Origin of the sequence: Alkalicoccobacillus murimartini (assembly GCF_030813245.1) — a bacterium.
Taxonomy (GTDB): domain Bacteria; phylum Bacillota; class Bacilli; order Bacillales; family Bacillaceae_D; genus Alkalicoccobacillus; species Alkalicoccobacillus murimartini.
In genome coordinates this window covers 35,305-51,540 of sequence record NZ_JAUSUA010000008.1, presented here as the reverse complement: position 1 = coordinate 51,540, position 16,236 = coordinate 35,305, and the positions used below count along the sequence as shown (strand labels likewise).

Sequence of the window (16,236 nt, the reverse complement as noted above, 5' to 3'; positions counted from 1 at the left end):
CTTAGAGATGATAAGCAAATGTATCTAAATATCAGAAATCTTAGTAAGAGTATGGATAAATGCATTATCAAACTTTTCTCTGTGTATAATAGAAACTGATTGAACTGTGAAACGGGGTGAGCGATCTGGACAGAAAGTGGTTTAACATGGATGTGAATGAAACGGAAGAAGCGTTGAATACGCATAAAGAGTCAGGGTTAACCACTGAGGAAGCACAGCAGCGTTTAGAAAAGGACGGGCGCAATGAACTTCCCGAGAAACAAGCAGAATCCAAAATCAAGAAATTCCTAAGCCATTTTAATGATGTCCTTATTTATGTACTACTTGGGGCAGCTGTAATTACTGCTCTGTTAGGTCATTACATAGATACTAGCGTTATCTTGCTCGTAACCATAATTAATGCGTTTATTGGCTATTTCCAAGAGAATCAAGCGGAAAAAGCGTTAAATGGGATCAAAGCGCTACTTAGTATAACGGCAAATGTGAGAAGAAATAATGAACGTCTGGAAGTTGATGCAGCCGAAGTGGTTGTTGGAGATGTGGTTATTTTGAGTGCCGGCGACAAGGTACCGGCTGATCTAAGGCTTGTAGATGCTCATAACTTACGGGTTGAAGAATCCGCACTCACTGGAGAATCAACGGCTGTAGACAAAGAACTGAACGTGCTTGAACCAGATACAGTCTTAAATGATCGACTTAACATGGTGTTCTCAGGAACATCGATCGCCGCGGGTAGTGGCGTCGGTATTGTGACAGCGATCGGGGCAGATACAGAGCTCGGCAAGATAAACCAAGCCATCACAGATGTAGAGGATATGCAGACACCATTGTTACGACAGATTGGTGCATTTGGAAAAACAATCGCTCTCTTTGTCGTCGGTGTTGCAGTCCTCATGTTTTTATTCGGTTACTTTATCCGGGACTTCCCAGCAGGCGAACTACTGCTTTCTGTTATCGCGTTAGCAGTGGCTGCTATTCCAGAGGGACTACCGGCTGTTCTCTCAATTATTCTTGCTGTGGGTGTACAACGCATGGCGAAACGTAATGCCATTATTCGTAGTTTACCGTCTGTCGAAACACTTGGTTCAGTTTCAGTGATTTGCTCCGATAAAACAGGAACACTGACAAAAAATGAGATGACGGTGACCAATGTCGAGACAACAGCCGCGCAATATGATGTTTCTGGCACCGGTTATGCTCCTGATGGTGACATTACGTTAAAAGGTGACCAGCGTACGGAAGATGCAGATGAAGTGCTGAGGCGCTTCCTGGCCAGCGTTCAGATATGTAATGATGCCAATTTACGTCAGAATGAAGCAGGGCATTGGACAATCGATGGCGACCCGACAGATGGCTGCTTTTTAACACTTGCCCGCAAGTCTGATATGGAGCTACCTAGCTACAAAATCATATCTAAGATTCCATTTGATTCTGAGTATAAGTACATGGCTGTGCTCGCCGAAGTAGATCAGGAACGTTTTCTCTTTGTGAAAGGGGCTCCTGACCGCGTTTTTGAAATGGTTCAGAAAAACACACAAGCCGATTTCAACCTTTCTTATTGGGAAGGTCAGATGTCCCTTCGAGCAAAAGAAGGAGAGCGGGTCATTGGTGCCGCCTTCAAAAAGGTTTCTGCAGAGATGGATTCCATTGGTCATCATGATCTAGATGAAGGCATGAACTTCCTTGGTATCGCAGGAATTATTGATCCACCTAGGGAAGAAGCCATGCAAGCTGTTAAGACGTGTACAAAAGCAGGTATTCAAGTAAAAATGATTACCGGGGACCATGCAGATACGGCTAAAGCCATTGGGAAGCAACTAGGCATTGGTGATGGAAAACGCGCATTAACTGGTCGCGAATTAGATAAAATGACCGACGAAGAGCTAGAGGTAGCTGCAGAGTCTACCCATATCTTTGCAAGAACCAGCCCAGAGAATAAGCTGCGCCTCGTAAAAGCGTTGCAGAAGCTAGGTCACATTTGTGCGATGACAGGAGATGGCGTGAATGATGCCGCTGCTCTTAAGCGTGCAGACATTGGGGTAGCGATGGGTATTAAAGGAACAGAGGTAACTAAGGATGCTGCGAAGATGGTTTTGGCCGATGATAACTTCCAAACAATTGTTCATGCGGTGGAGGAAGGTAGAAGGGTCTATGATAATGTAAAGAAAACGATCCTCTTTATCCTGCCAACAAATGGTGCGGGAGGTATTCTCATTATCGCAAGTATCTTTTTAGGAATGACGATGCCGCTTACTCCCGTTCAAATTCTATGGGTGAACATGGTTGTGGCCATTACCGTCTCCCTCGGACTTGCCTTTGAACATCTGGAAAAAGGCTCTATGGACCGGCCGCCTCGTGATCCTAAATCATCATTACTGTCAAAATATTATTTGTTTAGAATCTCATACGTTTCCATCATGATCGGTATCGGAACGTTGTGGATGAACACCTTTATGCAAAACCAAGGCTACAGCGGCAGTGACCTGCAAACAGTTATCTTACAAATGTTTGTGATGGCACAACTGTTTTATTTGTTTAACTGCCGAAGTGAACTCGGTTTTGCCTTCAACAAGGATTTCTTTAAGAATAAAGCGGTGTTCTTAGTTGCAGGTATTCTCATTGTGCTGCAGCTGGGACTCACGTACATTCCATTTATGAATACGGTGTTCCAAACGACGCCACTAGCACTGACACAATGGACGATTCCCTTACTGATGGGGCTGATTGTTTTTGTCATTGTAGAGATTGAGAAGCTACTAACTAAAAACATTCTGAAGAGACGTGTGGCGAGCTAAGTGTCATCAATACAAAAATGGAACTAGACGAGGTTGTCTAGTTCCATTTTAGTATGCGCTCCTTTTTCTCCAAAGAATTAGAGAAAACAAAACCGCTACCCCTATACCAACTGAAGAATAGAGCACGATTGATTGCGATTGGTGTTGAGCGGGTTCACTTCCACCAAGTCCGTTACTTTCTTTTAAAATTAACTGAAATTCTTCTACGGATATCCCTTCAACTAGTTCATCATCCGGTTGCGCCGCTCTAACCTCTTCTTCTAGAAGTCTAAGGCTGTTACTCTCAGGATTAAACGCATAATAATATCCAGTTGGAAACTCATACATGAGTACTTCACTTTCATTAAGTTCTGCAACGTCAGCAGCCAATGTTATTGGATAGCCAAAGCCAGATACGTTTAATGTCCCATCAGGATACTCTCTAAGTTTTAATCCATTTATCGGAATCTCGTTCTCATAAATAATAGAGATCCACTCTTCGATATCTTCCTGGAGTAATGTATCGCTTTCTCCAAAAGCAAAGGATGGATTGAGGTTATAAATCGCAACAGGCTCACCAAAAGACAGCTGATTACGATCTTCCGTGGTAAAACCATATTCAGTATAATCATCAGCTCCGAAAAACTCGTCTAGATAATCCCGTAATTCCTTTTCATCAAAGTCAGGATTTGAAGCAGCTGCAATAGCTGAAGAATAGACTGTACATAAAACCAGTAAGACGATGAAACCAGACACCTTTTTCACTCATTTCACCCCTACTTATGGCTATCGTTTTATACGGTTATTTATTCAATAACAATATATAAAAGTCCTTCTTATGAAGTCCCTTAGCAGTCATAGCTATGGATGTAGATGGAAGTACTGATATAAGATCAGCTGTCCCAAATGGAATTGAACGTGTAGACACTTCATTTGAAGATGACATTGCAACCGTTCAATTTACGATTGATGAAGAATTTTACTCTGAGGAAAACCACATTGTATTTGAACGTGGCATGCAGCTACTTGCGCTTGATTTCAAGGCAGATGAACTGCATTTAGTGAATGAAACGGAAAAGGTCAGGTCGGTTTTTCCGTTGTTGGGTGAAGGGTAAGAGTATTTGCTACCTCTAGTATTAGTGAGCAAACTAATACCACTAAAGATATCGCTGTACTTTCAGGTTGATGGTGCTTTAAATACAGTGTTAAAATAGTTTAATTACTTGTAAGTATTTGGAGAGGTGATTAGATGAACAAGATTTTGGCTGCCACAATTTTAGGAATGGGTTTAACTGGTGCCATTTTAATAAGCTCGATTCCAATGTTATTTGAATCTCCAATAGGAAATGTGTGGAAGATAGTTACCGTTTCTTCAGCAGGAGCTTTTGGTGTGCTCGCTGTCTTAGCTTTTGTATTTCGTAGGCGATTAAATGAAAAAAGTGAGTAATGAATTACACTCTTAATCTTCATTAAATATCAGAAAAGCCGGATCTTCTTAATGTATAGGAATTCGGCTTTTTTTTGTTCATCAGTATATATTTGAAATTTACTGACGACAAAGTTTAACCCAAAAAGCTTGTTCATCAAGCTTTTTGGGTTATTTGTTTAAATACTATTTTCATTCTTATCAATGGAATCTATCGCTTCTGTCCAGATAGATAGTTTCGAATTCTTTCACGCTCAGAGGTAAAAGGATCAAGTCTAGGTTCAGATCATTGCTCTGTAAATGATAAAAGTTGAAAAATAGAGAGCAATTTGATAAAATCTGTGCAATAATAACTTTACAAACTGCATGGATTTTTTATTGTGCGTTACGACTATTTCCTCTCTTAAATAGCTAGATTTGAATTAGATCAATGTAATGTCAAGGTAAGGAATAGCTATTGCTCTTGTGGAGAGGAGATGCTTTTTGAACTCGAAATCAAATGAGCAAGTTTTGGAAAGAATAAAGCAGATAGAAAAAGAAATGGCTAATCGCACGTCAGATGGTATGGAAACATCTGAATTTTCGTCAGGCGGTCATAAGCAACATGATGTACAAACCTTTCTTTCTCTTTTTACAACTAGTTGGAAAGAGGTCGCAGAGAAAAATGTGACCCTCGAACGTGAGTTACGTGAGCGTATAAGGGGGCTGGAACAGTCAATTGATGCTGAACCGACTCCTGATGTGCAGGAGAAAATCGATTCATTAAATCAACAGCTAGATGATTGTGTTGCCTATTACAATTGGGTCTGGAGTTTGGTTGATTTTTTTGATAGTGGTGAAGTGTTAAAGGTAGTTCCTTTTAAAGAAACAAATTTGGATAATGACGCAGGGGGTAAACATAATGAAAAATAAACGAATGATCACAGCAGCGGTCACAGGGGCCGGAGATACAACCGCAAAAAGCTCGCACGTGCCAGTCACACCAAAGGAAATAGCAGAGGCGGCTATTGAGTCTGCAAAGGCAGGAGCAGCGATTGCACATATTCATGTCCGTGATCCAAAGACAGGTATTGTCAGTCACGATCTCGCGTTGTTTCGTGAAGTAGTGGAACGCATCCGAGAACATGAAACAGACGTCATTATTAATATCACAGCAGGTGGTGGAGGAGACTTCGTACCTGATTCAGAGAATCCGTATCAAGCAGGAGAAGGTAGTGATATTCAGACCCCTGCAGAGAGGCATGAACCTGTAGGAACCTTACTTCCTGAGATCTGTACATTGGACTGTGGGAGCTTAAACTTCGGCGACCAAATTTATCTTGGGCCAGCAGGTTGGTTACGTGAGCATGCGAAACTAATTCAACAAAGCGGAGTGAAGCCTGAGTTGGAGATCTTTGATACGGGCCAAATTCGATTAGCAGAGCAGTTAATTAATGAAGGACTTATTGATGGGAATCCTATGTACCAATTCTGCTTAGGTATTCCTTGGGGTGCAGCAGCAGATGCTGAAACGATCGAGTATATGAGAAATCGAATCGTAGAAGGTGCTTCATGGTCTGCGTTTGGTATTGGACGGATGCAGCTACCAATTGTGACTGAAGCCGCAAAGCTTGACGGGAATGTTCGTGTTGGTCTAGAGGATAACCTATATCTTGAAAAAGGTGTACTTGGAACCAATGCTCAGCTAGTAGATAAGGCTGTCGGTGCTCTTAAAGAGGTAGATCTTGAGCCAATGACTCCTCAAGAAGCACGTGAAGTACTAAATCTTAAAAAGTTTAATCAATAGAAAGAGGTTTCCTACTATGACACAAAAAACAATGGCGGTTATTGGTACCGGCGTGATCGGAAACGGGTGGATTGCGCGATTCCTAGCTAACGGGCATAAAGTGCGCGCATTTGATCCAGCTCCCGGTGCAGAAGAAAAGACAATCGAGTATTTGACCGGGGTGTGGGATAGCTTAACTGACTACGGCATGGCAGATAACGCCTCAATGGATAACGTTACGTTTGTCGAGACGCTGGAAGAAGCAGTGCAGGACGCGGATCTTGTTCAAGAAAACGTACCTGAACGAGAAGAGCTAAAGAAACAAGTGCTCTCTTTGGCAGACGAGCATGCGCCAGCAACGGCCATAATTGCCTCTAGTACATCGGGTTATATGCCGTCAGTCCTGCAAGAAAACTGTCACCATCATCCTGAGAGAATCATCGTAGCGCATCCGTTTAACCCAGTTTATCTGATCCCTCTAGTTGAATTAGCGGGGGGCAAAAAGACAGTTCGCTCAGTATTAGAAAAAGCGCGTGAGATCTATGATGGTATGAAGATGAAACCACTTGTCATGTCTGGTGAAATCGATGGTCATATCGGTGATCGACTAATGGAAGCCATATGGAGAGAGGCTCTTCATATCGTCAATGACGGTGTAGCCACAACAGAAGAAGTGGATGCGGCGATAGTATACGGACCAGGACTTCGTTGGGCTCTCATGGGGCCTTTCTTAACGCTGCATTTGGCCGGTGGAGAAAAAGGCATGGCGCATATGCTTGAACAATTCGGACCTGCTTTGAAGCTTCCATGGACAAGACTCGTTGCTCCTGAACTTACGGAAGAATTAAGAGGTAAGGTCATTGAAGGCACTGCCACACAAAGTGGAGACAGCAATATTCAAGAGCTAGAAGAGCGCAGAGATCGCTTCTTAATTAAATTAATGGGACTCCTTGATGAAGAAGGCTTCTGGCCTTCTGAAAAGTTGGTGCGCAAATGAGTAACATGAGTGAGCTAAACGTGTGGACAGGCAACGTCCAAAAAGAATGGGTCGATTACAATGGACATATGAATGATGCCGCTTATGCAAAAGTATTCAGTCTCTCTCTCGATGCCCTCATGGAGCACATCGGATTGGACGAGGCAGGTAGAGCCGAACTGGCATACACCATATTCACACTAGAGGCTCATCTAAAATATGTGTCAGAAGTACATGAGAGTCAAACCCTACACGTCGCCATCAAACTCCTGGATGCCGATGCCAAACGCATGCATCTTTGGTTTGAGATGAAAGAAGGCGAAGGAAACACCGTGGCTACAAGCGAGCAAATGGTCATGGGTATGGATGAAAGCATAGGACGTCCAGCACCATTCCCAACAACGGTTCATGAGAAGATATCGAAGCTTCCGTTGCTAGAGAAGGAAGAATGGCCAGAGGGTGCAAATCAGCCGATGGGGATTCGACGGAAGAAATGAATGAAATAGAAGCACCAACCATGGATGTGGTTGGTGCTTCTATTTTTTCGTTTTGCCTTCACCAGTAACCTCTTGATAAACGTGATATGTATAAATGAGGGAGACAACGACATGAATCACCATCAAAACAAAGGAACTGAGAAGCACGATTTCTGTTATGGAACTAGAACGATAAAGCATGGTGACAATGAGGCTTGCAGCGATCGTTAAAAGACCTACAAAGACGAAGCCTATTCCTGCAAACAGATTGGCTCTTCGCCAAACTTCCTCATTCCGTAACGTCCAGCTCACCCGTAATCCAAATCCAGCGTTTTGCTTTACAAAAGTAGAAAGGTAGCCAAGCCACACATAAAGAAAACCCATTCCGAAAGATACAAATAGAAAAATATTTGTATCAAGATCAAGCTCTCCAGAGATCGAGCGGTACAAAAGGACCCAATGCACTAATGCTAGAACCGTTATGATTAGAATCATTAACCGATTTAGACGCCAAAGACAAAGCACAGCTAGGCTGAAGGGTAGAAAAAATAACACTATCCACTTCGATACAAATCCGATCAAAGGCAAACGTACTTCATTCGGGAGATTTGAATAAAACCACAAACTAATCAAAAAGGCAGTAAAAGTTATCGAACCGGACAACCACTTTCTACTCATAGGCAATATTCCCTTTATAATTTTGTCGTGAACGCAAAAAAATGTAGCCTCACTTTGATAAAATACATTGAACCATAGCATTAAGCTTCTGGTACAGTTAAAATACAGGATGAAGTGGATTCAAATGAATGTAAGAGGAGGGACTTCATTGATAAATGTATTAGGAAAACAGTTCCGATTAGACAAAATAATCTTCTCTATTCTATTTCTATTGAGTATAGGCATTATCTGTTTAAATCTTGTTTATGCTCTCGCTTTTGGGACGGAAATAGTGAATATGAACATGGGCATTGGTGTCGCTCTAATTATTTATTCTGGCTTTAATTTATTTAAAAGACAGGATTAATGATAAAGACTCGGGTAAATAATGCTTATACATCTCAATAGCATTCGTATGATTTTCTAATACAGCTAACGTTTTAGGATGCGGTCTTGGATAGATAATGGAATACTCTTTTTCACCACATTCCTCTTGTACGTGAAAAGCCAATGGTTCTTTATCTGTATAAAACTGTGAATCAATTTCTTCTTTATTCCCTCGCGCATCTAACCTGACCCAGCTAGTAAGTTCTTTTAAATACACGGCATTTAAAGCATGGATTTCGTAATGCCATGGAGTTAAGCAAACCCAATATACAAATACATCCCAACATAACTTAGCAATAGACCCAGGATAAATAAAACCGTTTTAATAGGCGCAAATTGAAAGGCGGCACTCGTATCTCCAACCGGAATTCGTTTCCACATGTAGATAATTAAATCCGCAAAAATATAAATAAGATTAAAAACAAAGGACCCACCTATCACAAAATTAGCGAGTACAGTACTTCCTATTACAGCGTACATAAAAAAAGCAAGACAGAGTAAAACAATCGTTTGTAGAAGAAACCCACCCATGACGAATAAAAAGGACTTCTTTCCCTCTGGATCATAGGTGAAATAGGCTCGAACGTAGTGACCTTCTTTATCACCAGGTATGAGCCATTGGTTATCTTGATCTCTTAAAGCCACGTGGGGTGGATTATGAAAAATTCGTATTTTCAAATTTTCTTTCGGAATATGTACAAAAAGTCTTCCTACTGTATAGTGACCTAGTTCATGGAAGCTAATGTGAATAAGGAGTAAGAGGTAACCGTATGACACCCATATTAAGATATCCATGCTATCCCTCCTTTGGTTTTGTCTGTATATATCATATCAAACATGCGATTTATGTATAGGGATGTGGGTGAATCGTTTGAATTAATATATTATTTTTTCTTTATTTGAACCTATTTCCACCCTGCCGTGTAAGCCCTCAACAAGTATAATTTTACCATCACAAAAAGGTTTGACAAATAAAATTGTAGCGTTTACAATTACCTCAAATAATAGATTAGGATTGTAACTGCATCGAGCAGGCAACACCTAGGTAGCCGTATGTAAAAGTATTTTTTCTGAGATACTTCTATGGTTATTTGGGTGTTTTTTATTTAGGAGGGGGCATCGTGCGTATAAAAAAAGTCTTTAACAATAATGTTATTTTGGCTCACGATGAAAAGTTTGTAGAGAAAGTGTTACTTGGCAGAGGCCTTGCCTTTGGAAAGAAAGAGGGAGATGAGGTAGACCAAGATAAAGTAGACAAGATCTTCACCTTAGAATCGAAAGAACTAGTGGATAGCTTTGTTCACCTGGTAGGAGAGATTCCAATTAATCATTTGGAGTTAACTAATAGCATTGTGAAGGAAGCGGAGAAGGAACTGGAGATTACCTTTAATGATAGTATCTATATTGGCTTAACCGACCACATTAATTATGCGCTCCATCGTCATAGACAAGGAGAACTTATGAGAAATGCATTCTTATGGGAGATTAAAAAGTTCTACCCCAGAGAATTTAAGGTTGCATTAAAAGCACTGGATACGATTTATTATTATGAGAAAGTCAGGTTAACAGAGGATGAGGCTAGCTTTATTGCACTTCATTTTGTGAACGGACAAAATCTCGATTCCACTTTAGATATGAAAGCAAATAGTGAAAATGCAGTGATTCTCGACATCCTAAATATTATTAAGTTTCATTTTAACATTGAGATCGAAGAAGATTCGATTAACTATAGTCGTTTTGTAACGCATGTCCGATACTTCTTGCAGCGAATACATGGACAAGTTCGTTATGATTCTGAAGACGATAACCAGCTATTCCTTCAAGTGAAAACGAAATATGCAAAAACCTATCAATGTATTTTAAAAATAGATGCGTACTTTACGTCGAAGATGAATGTATCGATGACATCGGAAGAGCAATTATATTTTATTCTTCATATTAATCGTTTAACAATGAGAGAAAACCAAATAAGATCTGATCATGGATTGTAACTGTTAGGCAGGCAACACCTAGATGATCTGTATGGATTAGCATTTTGTAATGCTTCTTCATGCATGATTATATAGGTGTTTTTTTTATACCAATTATTCTGGAGGGAAGACCATGAAGTATACAGAACTCGCAAAAAAGATACTTGAGCAAGTGGGTGGGGAGAAGAACGTATCGAACTTAAGCCACTGTGTCACGCGTCTACGATTTAACTTAAGAAACGATAGCTTAGCTGATATTGAGAAAATAAAGCAATTGGACGGTGTTGTTGGGTGCGTACAAAAGGGAGGACAAACTCAGGTCATCGTGGGTCCTCACGTAAAAGACGTGTTCGATGAAGTGAATAAGCTAGGCAACATGACAAGTGATGAGAAACCAGAGAAAGACGATAAGAATGCCTTTGCTAAGCTCCTTGATGTGATTGCAGCGATTTTTATCCCGATTGTCGGTGCTTTAGCTGGTTCTGGGATGGTTAAAGCGATTCTCGCGTTAAGCACAAACTTTGGATGGATGTCTACAGAGTCTCAGACCTACTATATTCTGAATCTGATGGGCGACGCCGTCTTTTACTTTCTACCATTCTTAATAGCTACCACGGCAGCGAAGAAATTTAACACAAGTCCTTTGCTTGCTCTAGTGTTTGCAGGGATTCTTCTTCACCCTGACCTAACAGCACTTAGAACGGAAGGTATGGAAGCGGCATTTCTAGGAATACCCATTAAATTAGCTGTATACTCATCATCTGTTATCCCGATTATTTTAATTGTATTGCTTCAGTCTTATGTGGAGAGATTCATGCAAAAGATTACTCCAAACGTTGTCAAAATCTTTGTGGTACCAATGATTGTTATTCTTGTTGTCGGACCAATCGGATTAATTGTACTTGGACCAATCGGTGCTGTTATTGGGGAGTATCTAGCTCAAGGCTTTACGTTCTTAGATGAAAGAGCAAGCTGGTTAGTACCATTTTTAGTTGCAACCTTTGCACCATTCCTAGTTATGACTGGAATGCATTATAGTCTTGGTGCCGTTCAAGCAACACAACGTGCAGCTGTAGGGTATGGTTCCATTCTTACACCTGCCACACTTTCATATAACATGGCTCAAGGTGGAGCGGTAATCGCATTTGCTGTTAGAACGAAGAATAAAAAGTTAAAAACACTTGCAACATCAACAGGCCTATCTTGTTTCATGGGAGTTACCGAACCTGCGTTATACGGAATTACCTTGCAACATAAAAGAACACTAGCCGCTACCATGATTGGGGCTGGGGTTGCTGGACTATACGCTGGTATTACAGGAATCAAAACGTACTCAGCTGGTACTTCAAATATTTTCTCACTCCCAATTTATATGGGTGGAGAGACAATGTGGAACTTCTACAACGCAGTGATTACACTAATTATCGCGATTATTGTTGGATTTATTGCTTCTCTTATCTTATTTAAAGAGGATTCACAAAAAGCAAAGCAAGATGGAGACGATCAAGTAAAGAAAGCAGACGAGAAACCAAGCGTGACTATTAACGATAAAATGAATCAAAGAACAGTGGTATTCAGCCCATTAAACGGTAGTGTAATTCAACTGTCAGATGTGAATGATGATGCCTTTGCAACAGAAGCCATGGGTAAAGGGATTGCGATCCTTCCGACTGAAGGGAAAGTAGTCGCTCCATTTGATGGAGAAGTCGCGATGGTCTTTAAAACAAAACATGCGATTGGTTTAGTTAGCGAGGACGGGTTAGAAATTTTAATTCATGTTGGAATTGACACAGTTAAGCTAGATGGACAGTTCTATACAGCCTTTGTCAAAGAAGGAGATCAAGTGAAAAAAGGAGAGACGCTTCTTACGTTTGAAGCGGACAAGATCGCAAAAGCCGGCTACGAACTGACGACTCCTATTATCGTAACAAATACCGGTCAATATCTTGATGTAGTTGAAGGACAAACGAATGAAGCAACAAATGATACGGTCATTTTAACAGCTGTAAAATAATAGTATGAAGGGGTTTGAGAAGCATGAGTGTATTTCCAAAAGACTTCTTATGGGGCGGCGCAACAGCCGCCAACCAATGTGAAGGGGCTTATAACGTGGACGGGAAAGGATTATCCGTCCAGGATGTCCTACCAAAAGGCATATTTGGTCCAGTCACAGACGGACCAACAGAAGACAACCTGAAACTAGAAGGAATTGACTTCTATAACCGGTACGAAGAGGATATCAAGCTCATGGCTGAAATGGGTTTTAAGGTCTTTCGGATGTCGATTGCGTGGACACGCATCTACCCAACAGGAGAAGAAGATGCTCCAAATGAAGCAGGTCTTGCATTCTATGACCGTGTCTTTGATACGTGTCATAAGTACAATATCGAGCCGTTGGTTACCCTCTCACACTATGAGTCACCGTTACATCTGAGTAAAGCCTATGATGGTTGGAGAAGTAGAAGGCTCATTGACTTGTTTGCGAAATACGCGGAAACGGTATTCAGACGTTACAAGGACAAAGTGACATACTGGGTGACGTTCAACGAAATCAATGTCACCTCTCACGTGCCTTTACTTGGTGGAGGTGTGCTCACACCAAGGGACCAACTAAGCAAGCAAGACATGTACCAAGCCGCTCACCATCAGCTCGTCGCAAGCGGCTTAGTGACAAAAATTGCACGGGACATCAACCCAAACTTCAAAATCGGATGTATGGTTGCATCGGCACCACGCTATCCAATGACGTGTCATCCGGATGATGTAACGTATGCAATGGAAGAACAACAGGAGCTCACACTCTTTGTACACGTACATGCCAAAGGAGAGTATCCGTACTATACAAAACGCCTATTCGATCGTGACAACATCAAGCTAGAGATAACAGAAGATGATAAGCAAAGCTTAACGCACACAGTCGACTTTATCTCATTCAGCTACTACAATAGCAAAACAGTAGCTAAGGATCCAACTAAATACGAGTTAGCTCAAGGAAACCTCTATCGTGGATTGAAAAATCCATACCTTGAGTACTCAGAATGGAACTACCCAATCGATCCACAAGGATTGAGGTACATCCTGAACTTCTATTATGAGCGCTATGAGCTCCCAATGTTCGTCTCTGAAAATGGCATGGGTGCACTGGACCATCCAATCGAAGAAAACGGAACACTAACGATTAATGACGACTACCGAATTGATTTTCATAAAGGCCATTTAAGAGAAGTTGGTCGTGCGATTGAAGACGGAGTCGATGTATTCGGCTACACTTCTTGGGGATGCATTGATTTAATTAGTGCTGCTTCGGCTCAAATGGAAAAACGCTATGGCTTTGTCTATGTAGACCGTGATAAGGACGGGAACGGCACGCTTGAGCGGTACCGGAAGAAGTCGTTTTATTGGTATAAGGATGTCATAGGGAGTAACGGGGAATCGCTTTTTGAGTAAGGAAATTGTTCATAATAATTAAACCCTCACAGATTTAACTGTGGGGGTTTAGGTTTTAAAAGGGTAGAAAGTATTCGATTCGATTTATTCACTTTGAGGTGTATTGTTTCCCTTCTTAGGTCAAGGTCGGTAAAAACGAATATATCTGTGGCCACTAATCCAACCTTTTTTCATATCTTCTTCACCGAGGCATCACGGTACGAATAGTTAATGATTTTATGCCATGCCTTACTTCTTGTATTGATTTTATAGACCGAATTAGGGTCCTTTACAACAATACCTTCCAAGTCCATTTCTTTCACTAATTGAAAGTAATTTTGAGCTTGTCCAATGACAAAGTTATGAGCGACAAGGGTTGGCTGATTTTGAGGAAGAGATACGCCCACTTTTTCTTTGCGTTCATGCAGTGGTTTAGAGGTAATGCGTTTATGCTGGTGGTAAAGACTATCAAACGCAACAAATTGAAGGGGTACTTGATCAATCAATTTCTTTGATCGGGAGCGCAGCTGCAACGCTTCAAAGTCCGGCTTCCCTTCATCATCCAGGGCAACGAGTTCCCCATCGAGCATGGTTCCCTCTTCAATCTCATGTTCTAGGAGTTCCGGGTACATCGTTGAAACCTCGTTTCGATGCCTGGTGAAAAGTCTTGTTTTTCCTTCAAAGCGGCTCATGATCATTCTATGGCCATCGAGCTTTAATTCTGTGATGCACTCTATATCGTTATCCGGTGGTTCCGGTAAGGATTGTAATAGCATAGGAGATTTAAACAATGATTTTCACCTTCCTTCATATATTATATAATAAATACATAAGAAGAACGGTTGTAAGTAATTCCATTTAAAGAGTAGAAAGTAGAAAGTTTATAATGGTGATGTGAAGATTATTAATAACTTAGGGGTGAAATGACCTTGGAAATAGAAACAGCAAGATTAATAATAAGACCTCCAAGTATAGAAGATTTTGACGAGTATTGGGAGATGAATAACAATCCAGAGGCAAAGAAATATACAGGAGGTGTTATTACATTAAGTTACGATGAAGCATTATTTACTCATAAACAAGCGTGCGGTAAGTTTGAATCAAGTGATAATAAAGTTTTTTCTGTCATCGAAAAGTCAACAGGTAAGTATCTCGGGTATTGTGGATTTAAGTATTGTGAAATACTCACCGGCACTGAAATTTGTTACGGATATACCCAAAGTGCGTGGGGAAAAGGTTATGGGCAAGAAGCAGCAAGGGCTACTTTACCATATGCCTTTGAGAAACTGAAACTTAAAACACTTGTTTCTGCGGTAAATCCTAAGAACATTGCATCCGAAAGAATTTTACAAAAAATTGGTATGCAATACGATGGACAAATTGAATGGAAAGAACAAGGTTTGGTAAACAAATATAGTTTGACATCAGATAAATATTTCAACATAGTTGCCAGCTCCCTTTAAGTAATAGAATGTTAAGAGTATATAGAGTGAATAAATTTGGTTTATATTAATAGATTGCGGGAACATAAAACTTACCCTCTGTACATTGATATAGATAAGCCACTCGAATTTAATAGCGAGTGGCCTTTTTATCTTATTCAAACTGTCGGCTTCTTGAAATCTTCCTATAAAGCGCAATTATTTTTTTATTTTTTCTCTCCCACTCTTCATTACGTTGCATCGGAATAGAGAAAGCCCCTTCCATGTAAGTCATTAACATAGAAAGCTGATTTGTTTTAATTTCCTCCGGCCGATTTGAATGGATAATTTCTTCATATCTATTGTTAAGTTCCTTTAAATCCATTGTAACTCCCCTTTTTCTTCTATTTACAACATGAATGATTTTAAATTGTTTCAACCTCTTCTTCCAGGATACCGATATAGGTCAGTGTTACTTTCGGGTGAGAATGATTAAAGATCATTTGCAGCTCGGCCACATCTTTAAATTGCTTATAATGCCAATAGCCAAACGTCTTTCTCATCGTGTGAGTGCCAATGCCTTCCGGAATGTCGGCCATATCCCCGGCTTTAATGAGTTGCCGATACGCTTGGACCCTTGAAATCGGGTTCTCCCCTTTTCGACTAGGGAACAACCAGGAAGAATCCGGAAGAGACTCAACATACATAGCCAACTCGTCATACACATTCGATAAATAGATCGTTCGTTGCTTTCTCGTTTTTCCTTCCCGGATAACAACCTTTTGTTTTCCTCGAACGTCGGCCACTTTTAACCGCAGTAAGTCCCCCACTCGTAAACCCGTATTAATGCCTAAAAGGAAAAGGATATAATTAGGCTCTGAACAGTGGCTCTTAAGCGACTTTTTCAATAATTAGAATGTATGAAAGAAGATAAACTTTAAATAATCAGTTATATGTA

19 protein-coding genes are annotated in these 16,236 nt (G+C 40.7%); 12 read left to right on the top strand and 7 right to left on the bottom strand.

Annotated features, from left to right (window positions below):
* Positions 1-146: 146 nt before the first annotated feature.
* The gene (locus tag J2S05_RS19045) at positions 147-2,795 is read left to right on the top strand and encodes a cation-transporting P-type ATPase (RefSeq protein WP_306985653.1); all 2,649 of its coding nucleotides are present in this window, start codon (positions 147-149) and stop codon (positions 2,793-2,795) included.
* A 48-nt stretch (positions 2,796-2,843) separates the two neighbouring features.
* Here the strand turns inward: J2S05_RS19045 and J2S05_RS19040 are convergent, their stop codons facing one another.
* Positions 2,844-3,539, bottom strand: coding sequence for a hypothetical protein (locus J2S05_RS19040; RefSeq protein ID WP_306985651.1), 696 nt, complete (start codon positions 3,537-3,539; stop codon positions 2,844-2,846).
* 98 nt (positions 3,540-3,637) lie between these two features.
* On the opposite strand from J2S05_RS19040, the gene J2S05_RS19035 reads away from it, so the two are divergent.
* The 6 genes from J2S05_RS19035 (at position 3,638) to J2S05_RS19010 (ending at position 7,438) form a co-directional block, all read left to right on the top strand.
* Positions 3,638-3,889 carry a hypothetical protein gene (locus J2S05_RS19035; protein WP_306985649.1) on the top strand — a complete coding sequence of 84 codons (252 nt, stop codon included), beginning with the start codon at positions 3,638-3,640 and terminating at the stop codon, positions 3,887-3,889.
* 134 nt (positions 3,890-4,023) lie between these two features.
* A complete protein-coding gene (locus tag J2S05_RS19030) occupies positions 4,024-4,221 on the top strand; it encodes a hypothetical protein (RefSeq protein ID WP_306985647.1) in 198 nt (65 codons plus the stop codon).
* Between the two features lie 462 nt (positions 4,222-4,683).
* Positions 4,684-5,112 (top strand): hypothetical protein, encoded by a 429-nt coding sequence (locus J2S05_RS19025; RefSeq protein ID WP_306985645.1) that lies wholly within the window; start codon positions 4,684-4,686, stop codon positions 5,110-5,112.
* On the top strand, positions 5,102-5,986 hold the full coding sequence (locus J2S05_RS19020; RefSeq protein ID WP_306985643.1) for a beta-keto acid cleavage family enzyme: 885 nt from the start codon (positions 5,102-5,104) through the stop codon (positions 5,984-5,986). Before J2S05_RS19025 ends, J2S05_RS19020 begins: the two co-directional genes overlap by 11 nt.
* 16 nt (positions 5,987-6,002) lie before the next feature.
* Positions 6,003-6,962 carry a 3-hydroxyacyl-CoA dehydrogenase NAD-binding domain-containing protein gene (locus J2S05_RS19015; RefSeq protein WP_306985640.1) on the top strand — a complete coding sequence of 320 codons (960 nt, stop codon included), beginning with the start codon at positions 6,003-6,005 and terminating at the stop codon, positions 6,960-6,962.
* Positions 6,959-7,438, top strand: a complete 480-nt coding sequence (locus J2S05_RS19010; protein ID WP_306985637.1) for a thioesterase family protein — start codon at positions 6,959-6,961, stop codon at positions 7,436-7,438. The genes J2S05_RS19015 and J2S05_RS19010 overlap by 4 nt, the downstream gene beginning before the upstream one ends.
* A 39-nt stretch (positions 7,439-7,477) precedes the next feature.
* On the opposite strand, the gene J2S05_RS19005 is transcribed toward J2S05_RS19010, so the two are convergent.
* On the bottom strand, positions 7,478-8,095 hold the full coding sequence (locus J2S05_RS19005; protein ID WP_306985635.1) for an SdpI family protein: 618 nt from the start codon (positions 8,093-8,095) through the stop codon (positions 7,478-7,480).
* Positions 8,096-8,243: 148 nt separating this feature from the next.
* On the opposite strand from J2S05_RS19005, the gene J2S05_RS19000 reads away from it, so the two are divergent.
* Complete coding sequence (locus J2S05_RS19000) at positions 8,244-8,441, top strand: hypothetical protein (RefSeq protein ID WP_306985633.1); 198 nt, start codon at positions 8,244-8,246, stop codon at positions 8,439-8,441.
* Here J2S05_RS19000 and J2S05_RS18995 read toward each other — a convergent pair.
* Entirely contained in the window at positions 8,421-8,678 is a 258-nt protein-coding gene (locus J2S05_RS18995) for a hypothetical protein (protein ID WP_306985631.1), read from the bottom strand. The two genes, J2S05_RS19000 and J2S05_RS18995, sit on opposite strands and share 21 nt — an antisense overlap.
* Positions 8,679-8,713: 35 nt before the next feature.
* On the bottom strand, positions 8,714-9,256 hold the full coding sequence (locus J2S05_RS18990) for a hypothetical protein (protein WP_306985629.1): 543 nt from the start codon (positions 9,254-9,256) through the stop codon (positions 8,714-8,716).
* 326 nt (positions 9,257-9,582) lie between these two features.
* Here J2S05_RS18990 and licT point away from each other — a divergent pair, with 326 nt between their 5' ends.
* From licT to J2S05_RS18975, 3 genes are all read left to right on the top strand, one after another.
* Positions 9,583-10,452 (top strand): BglG family transcription antiterminator LicT, encoded by an 870-nt coding sequence (gene licT, locus J2S05_RS18985; protein WP_306985628.1) that lies wholly within the window; start codon positions 9,583-9,585, stop codon positions 10,450-10,452.
* 112 nt (positions 10,453-10,564) lie between these two features.
* A complete protein-coding gene (locus J2S05_RS18980) occupies positions 10,565-12,445 on the top strand; it encodes a beta-glucoside-specific PTS transporter subunit IIABC (RefSeq protein ID WP_306985626.1) in 1,881 nt (626 codons plus the stop codon).
* 23 nt (positions 12,446-12,468) lie between these two features.
* Positions 12,469-13,878, top strand: a complete 1,410-nt coding sequence (locus J2S05_RS18975; RefSeq protein ID WP_306985624.1) for a glycoside hydrolase family 1 protein — start codon at positions 12,469-12,471, stop codon at positions 13,876-13,878.
* 170 nt (positions 13,879-14,048) lie between these two features.
* Here J2S05_RS18975 and J2S05_RS18970 read toward each other — a convergent pair whose 3' ends face one another.
* Positions 14,049-14,648, bottom strand: coding sequence for an ATP-dependent DNA ligase (locus tag J2S05_RS18970; RefSeq protein ID WP_306985623.1), 600 nt, complete (start codon positions 14,646-14,648; stop codon positions 14,049-14,051).
* A gap of 138 nt (positions 14,649-14,786) precedes the next feature.
* On the opposite strand from J2S05_RS18970, the gene J2S05_RS18965 reads away from it, so the two are divergent.
* Positions 14,787-15,320, top strand: a complete 534-nt coding sequence (locus J2S05_RS18965; RefSeq protein ID WP_306985622.1) for a GNAT family N-acetyltransferase — start codon at positions 14,787-14,789, stop codon at positions 15,318-15,320.
* A 133-nt stretch (positions 15,321-15,453) separates the two neighbouring features.
* Here the strand turns inward: J2S05_RS18965 and J2S05_RS18960 are convergent, their stop codons facing one another.
* Positions 15,454-15,663: a hypothetical protein gene (locus tag J2S05_RS18960; protein WP_306985621.1), complete on the bottom strand. Its 210-nt coding sequence runs from the start codon at positions 15,661-15,663 to the stop codon at positions 15,454-15,456.
* 40 nt (positions 15,664-15,703) lie between these two features.
* Entirely contained in the window at positions 15,704-16,186 is a 483-nt protein-coding gene (locus tag J2S05_RS18955) for a tyrosine-type recombinase/integrase (protein ID WP_306985620.1), read from the bottom strand.
* Positions 16,187-16,236: the final 50 nt, after the last annotated feature.